Genomic DNA, 15,827 nt, shown 5'->3' on the forward strand with positions numbered 1-15,827 from the left:
CTGCCCCCTACAAAGTAGCTCAATCGACACAATGGGTTGTCCCGGCGCGATGCATTGCATAGGCTAGCGCGATTGTTTGCCCGCGCCTGCCGCGGACCGCCTCGAGGAGACTGTAAATGGGCCTGAATAATCAGTGGATGCAACGGGACCTGGCCGTGTTGTGGCACCCCTGCACCCAGATGAAAGACCACGAACAGCTGCCGCTGATCCCGATCAAGCGCGGTGAAGGCATCTGGCTGGAAGACTTCGAAGGCAAACGCTACCTCGACGCCGTCAGTTCCTGGTGGGTCAACGTGTTCGGCCACGCCAACCCGCGGATCAACCAGCGCATCAAGGACCAGGTCGATCAACTGGAACACGTGATCCTCGCCGGTTTCAGCCATCAGCCGGTGATCGAGCTGTCCGAGCGCCTGGTGAAGATGACCCCGGAAGGCCTGACCCGGTGCTTCTACGCCGATAACGGTTCGTCCTGCATCGAAGTCGCGCTGAAAATGAGCTTTCACTACTGGCTCAACCGCGGCCAGCCGAACAAAAAGCGTTTCGTCACCCTGACCAATGGCTACCACGGCGAGACCATGGCGGCGATGGCAGTCGGCGACGTGCCGCTGTTCACCGAAACCTACAAAGCCCTGCTGATGGACACCATCAAGGTGCCGAGCCCGGACTGCTATCTGCGCCCTGAAGGCATGAGCTGGGAAGAACACTCGCGCAACATGTTCGCCGCCATGGAACAGACCCTGGCCGAGAACCACGACACCGTCGCCGCCGTGATCCTCGAGCCACTGATTCAAGGCGCGGGCGGCATGCGCATGTACCACCCGGTGTACCTGAAACTGCTGCGCGAGGCTTGCGACCGCTATGGCGTGCACCTGATCCACGACGAAATCGCCGTCGGCTTCGGCCGCACCGGGACGATGTTCGCCTGCGAACAGGCCGGCATCCGCCCGGACTTCCTCTGCCTGTCCAAGGCCCTGACCGGCGGCTACCTGCCGTTGGCCGCGGTGTTGACCACCGATGATGTCTACAGCGCGTTCTACGACGATTACCCGACCCTGCGCGCCTTCCTGCACTCCCACAGCTACACCGGCAATCCGCTGGCGTGCGCGGCGGCATTGGCGACGCTGGATATCTTCGAAGAAGACAACGTTATCGAGAACAACAAGGCCCTGGCGCAGCGCATGGCGACGTCCACCGCGCATCTGGTAGATCACCCGAACGTCGCGGAAGTGCGCCAGACCGGCATGGTGCTGGCCATCGAGATGGTCAAGGACAAGGCCACCAAGGAAGCCTATCCGTGGCAAGAGCGACGTGGTTTGAAAGTGTTCAAGCATGCGCTGGAGCGCGGTGCTTTACTTCGACCGCTGGGCAGCGTGGTGTATTTCCTGCCGCCGTACGTGATTACGCCGGAGCAGATCGACTTTTTGGCCGAAGTGGCCAGTGAAGGGATCGATATCGCGACCCGCAATAGCGTCAGCGTCGCCGTACCGCAGGACTTCCACCCAGGCTTCCGTGATCCGGGCTAACAGACCGCACGATGCAACCAATGTGGGAGCGAGCCCGCTCGCGAAGACGTTAGACCAGTCGATATCATTGTTGAATGTGCCGACCTCTTCGCGAGCAGGCTCGCTCCCACAGAGAGCACCACCCATTCAAATGATTCACACCCTTTCCAGAGACCCAAGATGAGACTGTCCCGCTTCTTTATCGACGCCCCCCTGAGCACCGGCGAACACGAGTTGCCCGAAGCCCAGGCGCATTACATCAGCCGCGTGCTGCGCATGGCCGAGGGCGATGCGGTGCAACTGTTCGACGGCTCGGGCCAAGAGTTTCGCGGCACGCTGGCGCAAGTGGGCAAGAAACACGTCACGGTGCAGATCGATGAAAGCTTCGCCGGGCAGCTCGAGTCGCCGCTACAGATCCACCTCGGCCAGGGTTTGTCCCGTGGCGAGCGGATGGACTGGGCGATACAGAAAGCCACCGAACTGGGCGTCACTGAAATCACCCCGATCTTCACCGACCGCTGCGAAGTCCGCCTCAAGGACGAACGCGCCGACAAACGCCGGCTGCATTGGCGCCAGGTAGCGATCAGTGCGTGCGAGCAGTGCGGGCGCTCAACGGTGCCGGTGATTCATCCGCCGTTGCTGTTGGCCGATTGGTTGAAGCAGACTCAGGCTGAATTGAAGTTGGTGCTGCACCCGGTGGCGGAGCCGTTGGTGAGTCATGCCAAGCCCGGGACGCTGGCATTTCTGATTGGCCCGGAGGGTGGGTTGTCTGATGTTGAGGTGGATCAGGCCAAAGGGACTGGTTTTCATGCTGCCCGGCTTGGGCCTCGGGTGTTGCGCACTGAGACTGCGCCGGTCGTTGCGTTGGCGGTGGCCCAGCAGTTGTGGGGTGACTTCTAAAAAGATCGCAGCCTGCGGCAGCTCCTACAGGTGATCGCGTTCAAACTGTAGGAGCTGCCGCAGGCTGCGATCTTTTGATCTTATTGCACCGGGTCACTCACCGGTTTGGCGATAATCGCTTTCAGTTCGCTGGTCATCGGAAACTCCAGGTTCAGGCCCTTGGGCGGAATCGGCTGCTCGAACCAACGATTGTAGATGCCGTTGATTTCCCCTGAGCGGTACAGATCGGCAAGCGTCGAATTCACCAACTCGAGAAATTGCGGGTCGCCCTTGCGCACCATGCAGCTGTAGATTTCCCGCGATTGCTCCTCGCCCACCACGACCCAGTTATGCGGATCGCGAGCCTTGGCCCGCTCGCCATAGAGCAGCGCATCGTCCATATAGAACGCCGCCGCCCGCCCGGACTGCAGCATCTGGAACGCTTCGCCATGGTCCTTGGCACTGATCACGAACATATCGATCTTGTGATCGACGTTGTAGCTCTTCAAAAACCGCTCATTGGTGGTGCCGGCGGTGGTTACGACATTCTTGCCGCGCAGGTCGGCGAAGCTTTTGATGCCGCTGTCCCTGGCCGTGAGCAACTGACCCTTCACATAAATAAACCCGTAGGAAAACGCCACTTGTTGCATGCGCTCGGCCGTCACCCCGGTGGAGCCGCACTCAAGGTCGACCGTACCGTTCTGCACCAACGGAATACGGGTTTGCGAGGTCACCAGGTTGTACTTCACCTGCAGGTTCGGCTGATCGAGTTTTTGCTTGATGCGCTCGACTATCTTGCTCGCCAGATCCACCGAGTAGCCCATCGGCTGCCCCGATTGATCACCCACGTAGGAGAACGGCACCGACGCATCGCGATAGCCCAGCGTGATGCTCTTGGCACTGGCGACCTTGTTCAGCGTGCCGGTCAGCGGCGCCTCAGTGGCCTGGACCTGACTGGCGAGCAGCAGGCCGAGGGTGCAGCCGATCAACGTGATTTTTTGCATTGTTATTCTCCGTTGTGGGTGGATCGATTAGCGGCGGGCGGCGATCACGGTGATTTCCACCAGAATCTCCGGACGGGCCAGTTGCGCCTGCAATGTGGTGCGGGTCGGCGCCTTGCCCGGCGAAAACCAGTGTGACCAGACCTCGTTCATGGCCGCGAAATCGCGGCCAATGTCGCTCAAGTAAATGGTCGCGCTGAGCAGGTGGTCCTTGTCGCTGCCAGCCTCGGCCAGCAGCGCATCGATTTTCGCCAGCACTTCGGCGGTTTGACCGCTGATGTCGCGGCTGTCACCCGGCACCTGCCCGGATAAAAACACCAGTTCGCCAAAGGTCAGGGCGCCAGAGAGTCGGTTGTTGCTGTTGATTCGGCTGATGCTCATCGGTGCTTCCTTTTCAAGTCAGGCGACGCGAGGCGCGAGGCCATGCATTTCAATCGAAGGTGCGCGCTGGGTCATCAAATCGCTGAGCAGCCGCGCGCTGCCGCAGGCCAACGTGAACCCCAGCGCACCATGGCCGAGGTTGAGCCAGAGGTTGCGGTACGCCGTGGCGCCAATCAACGGCACGCCGCTGGGGGTGGCCGGGCGCATGCCGGCCCATTCGATGGCGTCATCGTATGTGCCAGCATTGGGCAAGGTTTCCTGCGCCTGGTGTTTGATCAGCGCCAGGCGCTTGGGATCGAGCGCCGGGTCGAAGCCGACAATATCGACCATCGCCGCCACGCGCAGTTGAGCACCGATGCGGGCATAAACGATCTTGCGGTTGTAATCGGTGATGCTCAGGTCCGGCGCGCGATGTTCGGCGCGAATGGGCATGGTCAGGCTGTAGCCCTTGAGCGGGTACAGCGGCAAGCTCATACCGGGCAACGCCAGCGCCGGGCTGCGATGCCCGGCGGCGATCACCAGTTGCTCGACCGGCAACACCTGCGAGCCCATTTCGATGGCCTGCACCGCGCCGTCCGTGTGGCGAATGCCGGTGACCTGTTGGCCGAGCAAAAACTCGCAACGCCCCGACGCCTTGAGCCGGGCCACCAGTTGCTGGCAGAACGCGTGGCAGTCGGCGACTTCTTCATCGGGTGTGTAAATCGCGCCCACGAACGGCGCCTCGGCGAGCGCCGGCTCCAGTTCGGCGCATTCGGCCCGGGACAACACTTGTTGCTGCTGCGGATCAGCCAGGCCGTGGCGCGCATGCTCAAAGCTCGCGGCTTCACGAAACGTCACCAGTTTGCCGTTGCACCGCCAATCGAAACCGTCGAGGCGATCTTCGTCGCGCCAGCCTTGCAGCGTGGCCTGGCTCAGCAGCGCCAGGCGCAGCAAATGCGCGCCGTTGCGCTGATTCACCGAACGCCGGCAGGCTGCCAGAAAGGATGCCATCCAGCGCCATTGCGCCGGGTCCAGCCGTGGGCGCAGCTTCAGGGGCGAGTCACCACGCAGCATCCAGCCGATTGCTTGCAGCGGTACGCCGGCATCGGCCAATGGCGCGACGTAACGGTAGGACAACTGGCCGCCGTTGGCGAAACTGGTTTCGCTGGCCAGCGAATCCCGGGCCTCGACCAGCGTCACGTCAATGCCGTCGCGAACCAGTGCGTAAGCCGTTGTCAGCCCGATGACGCCGCCGCCAATGATGCAAACCCGCTGAGCCATGTCTGTCCTTAACCGTTGTTGAAACAGGCCTCAGGTTAGGACCAGGTGACAGCCGTTGAACAATGCATAAAGATGGCTGACCCATAAACAAAGGTTATGGACTCGCCATGCGCCTGCGTCACATCGAGATTTTCCAAGCCATTCGCCAGACCGGTTCGGTCAGTGGCGCCGCACAGTTGCTGCACGTCTCGCAGCCGGCAGTGAGCAAAGTGCTGCAACACGCCGAACAGCAATTGGGCTTTGCGTTATTCCTGCGGGTGCGCGGTAAATTGCAGGCCACGCCCGAAGCGCTGGAGCTTGAGCGCGAAGTCGATAAAGTCACCGAAAGCCTGCAAGGCGTACGGCGCCTGGCCCAGAGCCTGCGCCGCGAGCCGGGCCACAGCATGCGGATCGGTGCGATCCCGGCGTTGGCACTGTCGCTGCTGCCACCGGCGATTAATGAATGGACACAACGTTACCCGGACATCGTCTGCGAACTGTCCAGCGCCCACAGTCGTGAGCTGATGCAGAACCTGTTGATGCGCGAAGTGGATATCGCCCTGACGTTGCAGCCGCCGGATCATCCAGGGCTGAAGGCTCAGGCTCTGGCCAGCGCAATGCTGGTGGCGCTGGCGCCGCTGGGCTATTGGCCCGACGGCAGCCACGGTCAACCGTTGCCATTGATTGAACTCGCCGGCGCGCCGCTGATCGGTCTGTCCAGTGCCGACCCGCTAGCCGCCAGGCTCGACAGCTACCTTGAAGCGGTTGATCCGCCACCACGGGTGCGCATCGCCGTGCAGACCTATTCGCTGGCACGGGCGATGGTGGAATCCGGCGCCGGGTTGGCGGTCATCGACCCGTTCACCGCGCTCGGCGCCTCCCCCGCCACCACGGCGATTCGCCCCCTGGCGCCGGCGCTGCCGATCACCCTGTACGCCGTGACCCGCGCCGACGAACCGCCGCCCCACACCTTGAGCGCCTTGTTGCAGGTCTTCAGCCGACGGGCGCAGGCGCAACTGGATCGCCTGATTCCGTAGCGTGTCGCTGTGGGAGCGAGCTTGCTCGCGAAAGCGTCAGGTCAATCGACATCATCGCTGACTGATCCACCGCATTCGCGAGCAGGCTCGCTCCCACAGGTTTTTCAAATAGCGGTAGTACGATCTACAAGACGTAAAACAAAATCGCCACAAAGTGCAGCAAACTCCCGGCAATCACGAACAAATGCCAGATCCCGTGGGCATGCCGCAACCGATGGTCCAGGGCAAAAAAGATAATCCCCACGGTGTACAACACCCCGCCCGACGCCAGCCAGACAAACCCGGCAGTGCCCAGCGCCGCAAGCAGCGGCTTGACCGCCACCAGCACGATCCAGCCCATCACCGCGTAGATCACGATCGACAGAATCCGCGCTTCCGAACGCGGCTTGATCTCTTGCAGGATGCCAATCAGCGCCAGGCCCCAGACGATCCCGAACAACGTCCAGCCCCACGCCCCGCGCAAGGTCACGAGGCAGAATGGCGTATAGCTGCCGGCGATCAGCAGATAGATCGAAAAGTGATCAACCTTCTGCATGATCTCTTTCTTGCGCCCGCGCACACTGTGGTACACGGTCGAGGCGCTGTAGAGCACCAGCAAGGTGAACCCATAAATCGCCACGCTGACGATCTTCCACGGGCTGCCGTCCATGCTGGCGATCACCAGCATCCACACCACCCCGACAAACGCCGCCACCGCCCCGACCAAATGGGTCCAGGCGTTCAATCTTTCCCCGTGATACATGTAGCGCTCACCTCAAAATTCGTTGCCGCATTGCCCAAGGCTCAGCCCTTGAGACTAAAAGCGCAATGTTTCAAGACACGTGTCCCCCGGCCGTCCCTCTCTGGAGCCCGCAGGAGCTGCGTAGGAGCTGTCGAGAGAAACGAGGCTGCGATCTTTTGTTCTTGCTTTTCAGCACCCTTGAATACGCCAAAGATCAAAAGATCGCAGCCTTCGGCAGCTCCTACAAAGGTCTGCGTGCGCCGGAGGATTTGGGCACAATCGAGCCATTCGAATAAGAGTCCGGCCCAGCCCTTGAGACTAAAAGCGCAATGTTTCAAGACACGCGTCCCCCGGCCGTCCCTCTCTGGCGCCCGCAGGAGCTGCGTAGGAGCTGTCGAGAGAAACGAGGCTGCGATCTTTTGATCTTGCTTTTCAGCACCCTTGAATACGCCAAAGATCAAAAGATCGCAGCCTTCGGCAGCTCCTACAAAGGTCTGCGTGCGCCGGAGGAATTGGGCACAATCGAGCCATTCGAATAAGAGTCCGGCCCATGCTGATCGACGAAGAGTTGACCCTGAAAAAGCTCGAGGTGTTCCTCGCCTTCATGCGCACCGGCAACCTGGCCCGGGCCGCCGCCGAGTTGCAGACCAGTAATGTCAGCGTACACCGGGCGATTCACTCGCTGGAAAGCGCCCTGCGCTGCCCGCTGTTCAAGCACGAAGGTCGCAACCTGACGCCGCTGGAGAGCGCCTACGTGCTGGAAGAGCGGGCACAGAAGCTGATTCAGGACGTGGTTGAGACAGTACGCCTGACCCGCGAAGCCGCCGGGTTCTCGGCGGAACGCTTCAAGCTTGGCTCGCTGTATTCGCTGACGGTGAAGACCGTGCCGCAGCTGATCATGGGCCTGAAGATCCGCCGCAGCGAACTCAACATCGACCTGATCCTCGGCTCGAACATCGACCTGCTGTACAAGCTCAAGAACATGGAAGTCGACGCGATCCTGGTGTCCCTGGACGACAGCGTCAACGACCCGGACTGCGAGCATATCCAACTGTTCTCCGACGATATCTTCCTCGCCACCCCGGCGGATTCGAAATTCGCCCAACGGACTGAGGTCGACCTGGCGCAAGTGCGCAACGAAACCTTCATCACCCTGACCCAGGGCTTCGCCACACACCAGGACGGGATCCGGGTGTTCAAGCAGGCGGGGTTCGAGCCGAAGGTGGCGATGCAGGTCAACGACATCTTCACCCTGCTGAGCATGGTCAGCTCGGGGGTGGGTTATGCGTTGCTGCCAGGAAGGATTGCGGCAGTGTATGAGAACCGCGTGAAGCTGATTCCATTGCAGGAAAAGTATCGGTTGCAGCAGCACATCGGCGTGGTGTTCTTGAAGGCCAAGGAACGCGATCCGAACTTGCTGGCGCTGTTGGCGGAGTGTCGGATGTATGCCAATCGCCAGGCTTGAGACCGTGTTGCCTGCATCGCGGGCAAGCCTTGCTCCTACGGATTTGCGTATGCCATAGATTGGGCCACAACACATAACCTGTAGGAGCGAGGCTTACCCGCGAAGGCGTCGGTACAGTCAACGAAGATCCCGCGGCTTAACCCACAATCGCGCGAACAATGAAGTACAACAACGAAGGCCCCAGCAAGCACCCAAGCCCGGTGTGGAACGTTGCCGTCAATGCCCCATAAGGCACCAACCGCCGATCCGTCGCCGCCAGCCCGGCCGTGACGCCGCTGACCGTCCCGGCCAACCCGCCAAACACCATCGCCGAACGCGGGTTATCCAGCCCCATCCACTTGGCTGCCATCGGCGTGCCGACCATCACCAGAATCGCCTTGATCAACCCGGTGGCAATCGACAGCGCCACCACATCGGAACTGGCGCCAATTGCCGCACCGGTCACCGGCCCGACGATGTACGTCACCGCCCCCGCACCGATGGTGGTCATGCTGATCGCATCGCGATAGCCGAACGCCCAGGCAATGCTCGCGCCGACAATGAACGGCAGGATCGTTCCCAGCAGCAGCGCGATCACGCCGATCAGCCCGGCCTTTTTCGCTTCGGTAGCCTGCACTTCAAACGCCGTGGCGACGATGGCAAAGTCCCGCAGCATCGCACCGCCCATCAAACCGATGCCGGAGAACAACGTCAGGTCCGCCAGGCCTTTTTGCCCGCCGGTCATGGTGCCGCCGACCCAGGCCAGCACCAGGCCAATGACGATGGCAATCGCCGAGCCGTGAATCCGCCCGAACGTCAGGCGTTTGGACAACACCACCGACACCCACATGATGATGCCGACAAACGCGAACGCGGTGACCAGGCTGTTATTGGCCAGGCCTTTCTCGATGAGTTCCCACATATCAGCGGCCTCCTACTGGCGTGCCAACCGGCGTGACTTCGGCCGGTTCATCGGGCAACGGTTCGCCTTTGTGAGTCCGACTGATCAGGGCAATGGTGCAGCCGCAGACCACCACCGAACCGATGGCCGCCAGCACCGCCACCGGGCCACCGTGCAAGGCAGTCACGACGTTTTGTTGTGCGGCCATCGCCACCACCACCGGAATGTACATCGCGCCCCAGAAGCCGACGCCCATCTCGCAGTCCTTGGTCATGCCGCCGCGTTTTTGCATCCACAACCGTGCGCAGATCAACAGGATCATCGCGATCCCGACTCCACCGACATTGGATTTGACACCCAGTAGCAGGCCAAGCGCATCGCCCATGATCACCCCTGCCAGCGTACAGATCGCCAGCAGCGCCACACCGTAAATAATCATTGTTGTAGTCCTCAAAGTGCATCGTCGAAGTTGTTGTTTTTGTGCTTCGCAAGCCTGAGTCGGTGTTCTAGTGTCCTGTCTCGCAAATACTGTTCCTTTTTGACGGCGTCTGTTGCCGTCATGCTGCGTTGCCGCTCCTCGCCATAGCGGGCTATGACTCGTCGCGGCGCCTTGCCTGACGACAACAGCCACTCGTCAAAAGAGGAACGTATTGGTGAGACAGGACACTAGGATTGGCGGCTTCCCTCCTCACGCAGCAACGCTTGCAAGGTATCCAGGCGAGCACCGTCGTAGGCAATCACGGTGCCCTGCTCGAACACCCGGCGCGCCATTCCGGTCAGTACTGATCCGGGCGGCAGTTCGATTTGTAGACGGACACCGCGCTCGTAGGCGCTTTGCACCGTGCCGCGCCAATCAACGACTCGGCACATGTTGAAAGCGAGGTCGTCGCGCAACGCTTCAAGGTTGATGATGGGCCGGGCACGACTGCCGCTCAGGTAGCCCATCGTTGGCGTTTTCAATGTCACGTTGGCGAAGGCTTCAGCCAGGGTTTTCGCTGGTGCATCCAGTAGTGGACAGTGCGACGGCACGCTGACCGCCAGACGTTTGGCCAGGGCTGCGCCGTGATCTTTCGCCAGCGTGACAAGCGCTTTCATCGCCCCGTCGCTGCCGGCAATCACCACCTGGTTATCAGCGTTGATATTGGCCAGATACACCGGCGTGTCGACGCGGTGAACCTGCGCCAGCAAGCCTTCCACTGTGGATAAATCGAGACCGATGATCGCGGTCATGCCGTAGCCCTGTGGATAAGCCTGTTGCATCAGCTCACCGCGCAGGCTGACCAGATGCAATGCATCACTGAAGTCCAAGGCACCCGCAACCACCGCTGCCGGGTAGGCACCGATGGACAATCCCGACACGTAGTCAGCCGTCGCAGACAACTGCCTTGAAGCAGCCACTGCGGCGATCAGCAGGCAAAGCTGAACCGCCCTCGTCGATTTCAACGCCTCGGCAGAATCCAGCAGCAAAACATCTTCGCCGAGGACTTCACTTGCCTCGTCCACAGTTTCCCGAGGCCAGCGATGAAGCATGCCCGGCTGCTGCGCGCCCTGACCGGGAAACACCAGCAAGCTGCTCACGCTGCTTGCTCCTGAGGGTTCCAGGGATCAAGCACCAGACAGGCTTCAACAGCGTTTTTCAGCAGGACTCGCGGTGAAGGGCCGGCCCATTCGCGCAAGGCGATGGCGCCGCGAGGTGTCTGCAATTGCATGTCCACTCGGCACGCCGCGGTATCAAAAATCTTCACCAGTTCCTGAGCCTGTTCACGGCCCAGCGGCTGCGGTGTGCGCAGAATCAAGTCGAGATCACTGCGCTGATGCAACGCCTCAACACCACTGGCCAATTCAAACCCCGCGCTACCGCCGATACCCCAAACCCAACCGCAGGCATCCAGCATCGCGCGCAATTGAGTCAGGGCACGCAATGCCGGCAGATCCCGATCAATCGAGACATGACAAAGATCTTCGGGTTTTACCCGACGCTGAATCCCATCGACCGACATTGCCGTCGCATAACGCTGTTCACGCAACGACCCGCGCACGCCGACCGCGACCTGACCCGGCGCGCTCAACGCACGCCGAACCACCACAGGCTGACCCGCATTGAGCGATTCGATCACCCACCCAGGCGCAGCCGCAGGCAACTGCTCCGAGGTCATGCCCCAGAGCAGATCGTGGGCCAGAAACGTGTTCACCACTGCGCTCTCAGGAGTTCGCGAACCCTGCTCGACGCCGCCCGGTTACTGGCGCCCAAACGACTGCTCAGATCACGGCCCTTCGCGGCGACATCACTGATCGCCAGGCTCAGACATTCAGTCACTCGCGTCAGATCCTGCACCGTAGGCTGCTCAATCTGTTCCACCGACAAGGTTTCCCAGAGCAACCCAAGGCTCGCATAGCTGTCGATGTCATACGCCATCGGCGGCACGCTCGCGGCCAACGCTTCAAGCTCTTCGACACTGCGCAACGTCACCCGCGCCGCCGATGCCTTGCCCATCGCATGCACCATCACGCCCGGATCACGCAGGGCGATCAGTCGATTGGCCTGATAACCATGCGCCAGAAACGCCCCGGACATCGCCTTGCCCACCAGCAAACCGATCACCGCATGGCCAGCCAATCGGGCGCGAGCGTAACTGTCCGCCGCACCGGCCAACGCCTGGTGAATGCCGAGGGCTTCTTCACGGCGACCGTAGGCCTGGCTCGGCACATCGACGATCGCGATCAAGGCGCGTTTGTTCGGTTTATCAACGTCAGCGGCGATGACTTCATCCACCGCCCTGGCCAAACCCCAGCCTTCCAGCAGACCGACTTCGCCATTGCAAGCGCGGGCGAAGCGATTCTCGGGATCAGCCACTACGGCGATAAACCGCACGGGTTGATCAGCCAAAAATCCGTCAGCCACTTTCAACGACGCCGGTAAACCTTCGACCGGTTTCGCCCCGGCGCTCAACGCGTTGAACCAGCTCAAACCTCTCAGCGAATACGTGCTCATGCGCCCTCTCCCTGATACAGATCACGAACCACTGACGGCTCGATTTGCGGCTCGGCATCCAGTCGGGCCAAGCGTTGCAAGAACAGCTGCGACTGTTGGCTACGTTGTTGCGCCGGCAAACCCTGCTTGAGCAACTCACTGACCTGCTGCTGAATCTGCGCCACGTCATCAGCGACATAACGATCCACCAAGCCACTGGCGAACCGCTGCTCGCCACCGGTCAGGCTCCAGATAAAAGGACGATCCCGAGAGTCGTATTCCTCAATCCCGGCCTCCTGTTCGATCACCTGCGGACCGTTCAGGCCAAGTCGCGCTTCCTGGGTCACCAGCAAATAACTGCACAACCCGGCGGCAATCGACATCCCGCCAAAGCAACCGACGCTGCCGGCCACTACGCCAACCACCGGTTGGTACTGGCGCAGATCGACAATCGCCGCATGAATATCGGCAATCGCTGCGAGCCCGAGGTTAGCTTCCTGCAACCGCACACCACCGGTTTCCAGCAGCAGTACGGCGCGAGTTGGAATGCCCTTGCGGTTATCTTCGGCGGCCAGTTCCAGCGCACCAGAAATCTTCGCCCCGCCGACTTCACCGAGGCTGCCGCCCTGAAATGCACCTTCAATCGCGGCGATCACCACCGGCAATCCACCGATGCTGCCCTTGGCGATCACCACGCCGTCATCGGCCTGCGGCACTACGCCTTGACGCGAGAGCCACGGCGACATGACGCGTTGAAACGGGTCAAGCAATTCGCGAAAAGTACCGGCATCGAGCAAGGCTTTCGCCCGTTGCCGAGCGCCGAGTTCGACGAAGCTATGTTTGTGGAGAAGATCAGTCATGGCCAATCTCCTCAAAGCCTTGTTCCAGGCGCAAGCGCACCACGCCCGGCGTTGCGCCGAAGTCGTGAATATCGATGGCCATGGCCGGCGGTGTCTGACCGTCAAACATCCGCGCAAACAGATGCTGCCAGCGCTGTTCGGCGCCATTCACCGAGGTTTGCACCTGGATGGTCAGCTTGCCGGCCTGACCCGGCTCGATCAGCACTTCCAGATCGCCCGAGCCGACACAGCCCACTAGCGTGCGGCCCTTGGGCGGCTGCCCGGCGGGGAATTCAAAGGATAAGGTTTCCATCAGAAAGCTCCGGACTCGATGCGGTCGATAAACAGGCAGGCGGCGAGCAAGTCGGCGGCGCCACCGGGCGAGGCATTCAACGCAATTAATTGTTCATCCAACTCATGCAACCGACGGCGACCGGCGAGGCTGGCACTGCCGCCCGCGTCGAGTACGGCTTGGGCACCGAGTTGCATGGTCTGCAAACCCGCTTCGCCGGCGCGGTAGAGCACGCAGGTGTCGGCCAGTCGGGTCATGATCGCCAACAAGGCGTCGAGGCGAGCGTTCTGTTCGCCGTGGCCCAAGGCGCGGCTGCGTTTGAGTTGTGGCAGCGCGCGTTGCAGCACTGCCGGGAAACCCAGCTGCGCTTCTTCACGGGCACCGCGTGCGCCATAACGTTGGGCGACTTGGGCGCCGTGGCTCAACGGACGCGGGGCGTAACGGTCGTCGAGCAAAGCAAGGCGTGCAGCACGCAAAGTCACTGCGCTTGCTTTGGTGTTCGTGGATACCAGCGCTGCGGCAGCTACCAAAAGCCCCAAGGCCCAAATCGCCCCGCGATGGGTATTCACGCCATTGGTGGTGGCGAGCATCGCGTGCTCCCCTTCCCGACCAATCCGCCCGAGGGCTTCGCGCAGCGGCAAACCGACGTCGCCAAACTCGATGGCCGCTTCGGCCATTTCCTTGAACGCCGGCCACAACGACAGTGCCGAGGCATGCATCAGCCCAAGGTGCAAATCGGTATGCGCGCCATTGCCGCGACGGTCTACCAGTGCCGGCTTCGGCGACAGGTCCGCCTCGTCGATCAGCGCGTCCACCGCCAGGTCCGCCAGCCGCTCGGCCAGGCTTAAAGTCTTCGGTTGCAGGTTAAGTGCGTGCATTTACCAGCTCCTGAACTTGGCAGGCGGGTTGTAGAGGCCGCCGGACCACTCCACCAGATCGGCCACGCTTTTCGCAGCGAGCAGTTCGCGGGTGGCGTCGGTGCGGCGGATGCCGAGGTCTTCGGGCAAGGCGATCAAGCCTTCGCGGCGCATGCGGGCGGTGTCTTTCGGGTTGTGGCGCAGGCCGATGACGGTGACGCCAGCGACGGCGGCGATCATCGCCTGGCGTTCTTCCAGTGAACGGGCCTTGTACAAATAGGCGATGCCTTCTTCGGTCAACAAGTGCGTGACGTCGTCGCCGTAGATCATGATCGGCGCCAGCGGCATGCCGCTTTTGCGCGCCACTTCCACCGCGTCGAGGGTGTCGACGAAGGTCGGTTTGCCGCCCTCCTGGAAGGTCTCGACCATTTGCACCACGAGTTTCTTGCCGCGCTCGAGCAACGCTTGCGGTGCATCGTCGTGGCGCATGTCGAGCCAGGCCGGTGTGCCGTGGCGGCGACCGCGCGGGTCGTGGCCCATGTTCGGCGCACCGCCGAAACCGGCCAGCCGTCCGCGAGTCACAGTGGAGGAATGACCGTCGCCATCGACTTGCAGGGTCGCGCCGATAAACAGGTCCACCGCGTACTGTCCGGCCAATTGGCAGAACATCCGGTTGGACCGCAGCGAGCCGTCGCGCCCGGTGAAGAACACGTCGGGCCGGGCGGCGATGTAGTTTTCCATCCCCAGTTCAGTGCCAAAGCAATGCACGCTTTCGACCCAGCCGCTTTCGATGGCCGGGATCAGGGTTGGGTGAGGATTGAGCGTCCAGTTGCGGCAGATCTTGCCTTTGAGGCCGAGGGATTCGCCATAGGTTGGCAGAATCAATTCGATGGCGGCGGTGTTGAAACCGATGCCGTGGTTCAGGGACTGGACGTTGTGTTTTTCGTAGATCCCGCGGATCGCCATCATCGCCATCAGTACGTGCACAGGCTTGATGTGCCGTGGGTCCCGGGTAAACAGCGGTTCGATGTAGAACGGCTTGTCCGCCACCACGACGAAATCGACCCAGGACGCGGGGATATCGACGCGGGGCAGATCAGTGACGTCGTCCACCAATTGGTTGACCTGAACGATGACGATGCCATCGCTGAACGCCGCCGGTTCGATCAATGCGGGCGTGTCTTCGGTGCTCGGGCCGGTGTAGATGTTGCCGGCGCGGTCAGCCATGAAACCGGCCGAGAGCACGACGTTGGGAATCAGGTCCACCACCAGCCGCGCGTAGAGCTCGATGTAAGTGTGGATCGCGCCGATTTCCAGCAAGCCGTCTTCCAGCAACTGGCTGATGCGCAGGCTCTGGGTGCCGGCGAAGGAGAAGTCGAGCTTGCGGGCGATACCGCGCTCGAACAGGTCCAGGTGTTCGGCGCGACCGACGCTGGGCATGATCATGTGCAGGTCATGCAGCTTGGCCGGATCGGCCTTGACCAGCGAGCGAGAAAGGAAATCCGCCTGTTTCTGGTTATTGCCCTCCAGCACCACACGGTCGCCGGGCAGGATCAACGCCTCCAGCGCCGCCACGATCTTGTCGGTGGGCAGGACCACACCGTCAGCCAGATCCTTGACCAACGCCAGACGCCGCTGCTTCTCGCTGCGCCGCCGCGTCCATCGCGAGTCGGGGGTTATTGTTGTTGTCATGACCACTCCACGGGTTCGCTGTCGTGGGGTCACCTTAGGAGGGTCGGGGGCGGGGTATCAATCAAGCAGAG

General features: G+C 61.5%; 17 protein-coding genes. 4 read left to right on the forward strand and 13 right to left on the reverse strand.

Going from position 1 to position 15,827, the window contains the following annotated elements; genetic code table 11:
* Positions 1 to 116: 116 nt before the first annotated feature.
* Both JFV26_RS04210 and JFV26_RS04215 read left to right on the forward strand, forming a co-directional pair.
* The gene (locus tag JFV26_RS04210) at positions 117 to 1,523 is read left to right on the forward strand and encodes an adenosylmethionine--8-amino-7-oxononanoate transaminase (protein ID WP_201189995.1); all 1,407 of its coding nucleotides are present in this window, start codon (positions 117 to 119) and stop codon (positions 1,521 to 1,523) included.
* 159 nt (positions 1,524 to 1,682) lie between these two features.
* Positions 1,683 to 2,402, forward strand: coding sequence for a 16S rRNA (uracil(1498)-N(3))-methyltransferase (locus tag JFV26_RS04215; protein WP_201189996.1), 720 nt, complete (start codon positions 1,683 to 1,685; stop codon positions 2,400 to 2,402).
* Positions 2,403 to 2,482: 80 nt separating this feature from the next.
* Here JFV26_RS04215 and JFV26_RS04220 read toward each other — a convergent pair whose 3' ends face one another.
* From JFV26_RS04220 to JFV26_RS04230, 3 genes are read right to left on the reverse strand one after another with little or no spacing between them, the layout of a single operon-like run.
* Positions 2,483 to 3,385, reverse strand: a complete 903-nt coding sequence (locus tag JFV26_RS04220; protein WP_201189997.1) for a transporter substrate-binding domain-containing protein — start codon at positions 3,383 to 3,385, stop codon at positions 2,483 to 2,485.
* A 27-nt stretch (positions 3,386 to 3,412) separates the two neighbouring features.
* Positions 3,413 to 3,763: a RidA family protein gene (locus JFV26_RS04225; RefSeq protein ID WP_201189998.1), complete on the reverse strand. Its 351-nt coding sequence runs from the start codon at positions 3,761 to 3,763 to the stop codon at positions 3,413 to 3,415.
* Positions 3,764 to 3,781: 18 nt separating this feature from the next.
* Positions 3,782 to 5,023: a D-amino acid dehydrogenase gene (locus JFV26_RS04230; RefSeq protein WP_201190000.1), complete on the reverse strand. Its 1,242-nt coding sequence runs from the start codon at positions 5,021 to 5,023 to the stop codon at positions 3,782 to 3,784.
* A gap of 107 nt (positions 5,024 to 5,130) precedes the next feature.
* On the opposite strand from JFV26_RS04230, the gene JFV26_RS04235 reads away from it, so the two are divergent.
* Positions 5,131 to 6,039, forward strand: a complete 909-nt coding sequence (locus JFV26_RS04235) for a LysR family transcriptional regulator (RefSeq protein ID WP_201190002.1) — start codon at positions 5,131 to 5,133, stop codon at positions 6,037 to 6,039.
* 124 nt (positions 6,040 to 6,163) lie between these two features.
* Here JFV26_RS04235 and trhA read toward each other — a convergent pair whose 3' ends face one another.
* The gene (gene trhA / locus JFV26_RS04240; RefSeq protein ID WP_201190004.1) at positions 6,164 to 6,781 is read right to left on the reverse strand and encodes a PAQR family membrane homeostasis protein TrhA; all 618 of its coding nucleotides are present in this window, start codon (positions 6,779 to 6,781) and stop codon (positions 6,164 to 6,166) included.
* 529 nt (positions 6,782 to 7,310) lie between these two features.
* Between trhA and JFV26_RS04245 the strand changes: the two genes are divergently transcribed.
* Entirely contained in the window at positions 7,311 to 8,225 is a 915-nt protein-coding gene (locus tag JFV26_RS04245) for a LysR family transcriptional regulator (protein WP_201190006.1), read from the forward strand.
* A gap of 136 nt (positions 8,226 to 8,361) precedes the next feature.
* Here the strand turns inward: JFV26_RS04245 and madM are convergent, their stop codons facing one another.
* The 9 genes from madM to mdcA form a co-directional block, all read right to left on the reverse strand.
* The gene (gene madM, locus JFV26_RS04250; protein ID WP_201190008.1) at positions 8,362 to 9,126 is read right to left on the reverse strand and encodes a malonate transporter subunit MadM; all 765 of its coding nucleotides are present in this window, start codon (positions 9,124 to 9,126) and stop codon (positions 8,362 to 8,364) included.
* A 1-nt stretch (position 9,127) separates the two neighbouring features.
* Positions 9,128 to 9,544 (reverse strand): malonate transporter subunit MadL, encoded by a 417-nt coding sequence (gene madL, locus JFV26_RS04255; protein ID WP_201190010.1) that lies wholly within the window; start codon positions 9,542 to 9,544, stop codon positions 9,128 to 9,130.
* A 227-nt stretch (positions 9,545 to 9,771) separates the two neighbouring features.
* Complete coding sequence (gene mdcH / locus JFV26_RS04260; protein ID WP_201190012.1) at positions 9,772 to 10,683, reverse strand: malonate decarboxylase subunit epsilon; 912 nt, start codon at positions 10,681 to 10,683, stop codon at positions 9,772 to 9,774.
* Positions 10,680 to 11,300, reverse strand: a complete 621-nt coding sequence (locus JFV26_RS04265; RefSeq protein ID WP_201190014.1) for a malonate decarboxylase holo-ACP synthase — start codon at positions 11,298 to 11,300, stop codon at positions 10,680 to 10,682. The genes mdcH and JFV26_RS04265 overlap by 4 nt, the downstream gene beginning before the upstream one ends.
* Positions 11,294 to 12,097, reverse strand: a complete 804-nt coding sequence (mdcE, locus tag JFV26_RS04270; RefSeq protein ID WP_201190016.1) for a biotin-independent malonate decarboxylase subunit gamma — start codon at positions 12,095 to 12,097, stop codon at positions 11,294 to 11,296. Before mdcE ends, JFV26_RS04265 begins: the two co-directional genes overlap by 7 nt.
* Positions 12,094 to 12,936 carry a biotin-independent malonate decarboxylase subunit beta gene (locus JFV26_RS04275; RefSeq protein ID WP_201190021.1) on the reverse strand — a complete coding sequence of 281 codons (843 nt, stop codon included), beginning with the start codon at positions 12,934 to 12,936 and terminating at the stop codon, positions 12,094 to 12,096. Before JFV26_RS04275 ends, mdcE begins: the two co-directional genes overlap by 4 nt.
* Positions 12,929 to 13,228, reverse strand: a complete 300-nt coding sequence (locus tag JFV26_RS04280; protein WP_201190022.1) for a malonate decarboxylase subunit delta — start codon at positions 13,226 to 13,228, stop codon at positions 12,929 to 12,931. Before JFV26_RS04280 ends, JFV26_RS04275 begins: the two co-directional genes overlap by 8 nt.
* A complete protein-coding gene (locus tag JFV26_RS04285) occupies positions 13,228 to 14,085 on the reverse strand; it encodes a triphosphoribosyl-dephospho-CoA synthase (RefSeq protein ID WP_201190023.1) in 858 nt (285 codons plus the stop codon). The genes JFV26_RS04280 and JFV26_RS04285 overlap by 1 nt, the downstream gene beginning before the upstream one ends.
* Entirely contained in the window at positions 14,086 to 15,756 is a 1,671-nt protein-coding gene (gene mdcA / locus JFV26_RS04290) for a malonate decarboxylase subunit alpha (protein WP_201190024.1), read from the reverse strand. It abuts the gene before it with no gap.
* Positions 15,757 to 15,827: the final 71 nt, after the last annotated feature.

The organism is Pseudomonas sp. TH31 (assembly GCF_016650815.1).
GTDB lineage: Bacteria > Pseudomonadota > Gammaproteobacteria > Pseudomonadales > Pseudomonadaceae > Aquipseudomonas.

What these genes read in the sequence shown, in the direction of transcription:
- JFV26_RS04210 (WP_201189995.1), top strand. Translation starts at nt 117, where the DNA reads ATGGGCCTGAATAATCAGTGGATGCAACGGGACCTGGCCGTGTTGTGG.
- JFV26_RS04215 (WP_201189996.1), top strand. Translation starts at nt 1,683, where the DNA reads ATGAGACTGTCCCGCTTCTTTATCGACGCCCCCCTGAGCACCGGCGAA.
- JFV26_RS04220 (WP_201189997.1), bottom strand. Translation starts at nt 3,385, where the DNA reads ATGCAAAAAATCACGTTGATCGGCTGCACCCTCGGCCTGCTGCTCGCC.
- JFV26_RS04225 (WP_201189998.1), bottom strand. Translation starts at nt 3,763, where the DNA reads ATGAGCATCAGCCGAATCAACAGCAACAACCGACTCTCTGGCGCCCTG.
- JFV26_RS04230 (WP_201190000.1), bottom strand. Translation starts at nt 5,023, where the DNA reads ATGGCTCAGCGGGTTTGCATCATTGGCGGCGGCGTCATCGGGCTGACA.
- JFV26_RS04235 (WP_201190002.1), top strand. Translation starts at nt 5,131, where the DNA reads ATGCGCCTGCGTCACATCGAGATTTTCCAAGCCATTCGCCAGACCGGT.
- trhA (WP_201190004.1), bottom strand. Translation starts at nt 6,781, where the DNA reads ATGTATCACGGGGAAAGATTGAACGCCTGGACCCATTTGGTCGGGGCG.
- JFV26_RS04245 (WP_201190006.1), top strand. Translation starts at nt 7,311, where the DNA reads ATGCTGATCGACGAAGAGTTGACCCTGAAAAAGCTCGAGGTGTTCCTC.
- madM (WP_201190008.1), bottom strand. Translation starts at nt 9,126, where the DNA reads ATGTGGGAACTCATCGAGAAAGGCCTGGCCAATAACAGCCTGGTCACC.
- madL (WP_201190010.1), bottom strand. Translation starts at nt 9,544, where the DNA reads ATGATTATTTACGGTGTGGCGCTGCTGGCGATCTGTACGCTGGCAGGG.
- mdcE (WP_201190016.1), bottom strand. Translation starts at nt 12,097, where the DNA reads ATGAGCACGTATTCGCTGAGAGGTTTGAGCTGGTTCAACGCGTTGAGC.
- JFV26_RS04275 (WP_201190021.1), bottom strand. Translation starts at nt 12,936, where the DNA reads ATGACTGATCTTCTCCACAAACATAGCTTCGTCGAACTCGGCGCTCGG.
- JFV26_RS04280 (WP_201190022.1), bottom strand. Translation starts at nt 13,228, where the DNA reads ATGGAAACCTTATCCTTTGAATTCCCCGCCGGGCAGCCGCCCAAGGGC.
- JFV26_RS04285 (WP_201190023.1), bottom strand. Translation starts at nt 14,085, where the DNA reads ATGCACGCACTTAACCTGCAACCGAAGACTTTAAGCCTGGCCGAGCGG.
- mdcA (WP_201190024.1), bottom strand. Translation starts at nt 15,756, where the DNA reads ATGACAACAACAATAACCCCCGACTCGCGATGGACGCGGCGGCGCAGC.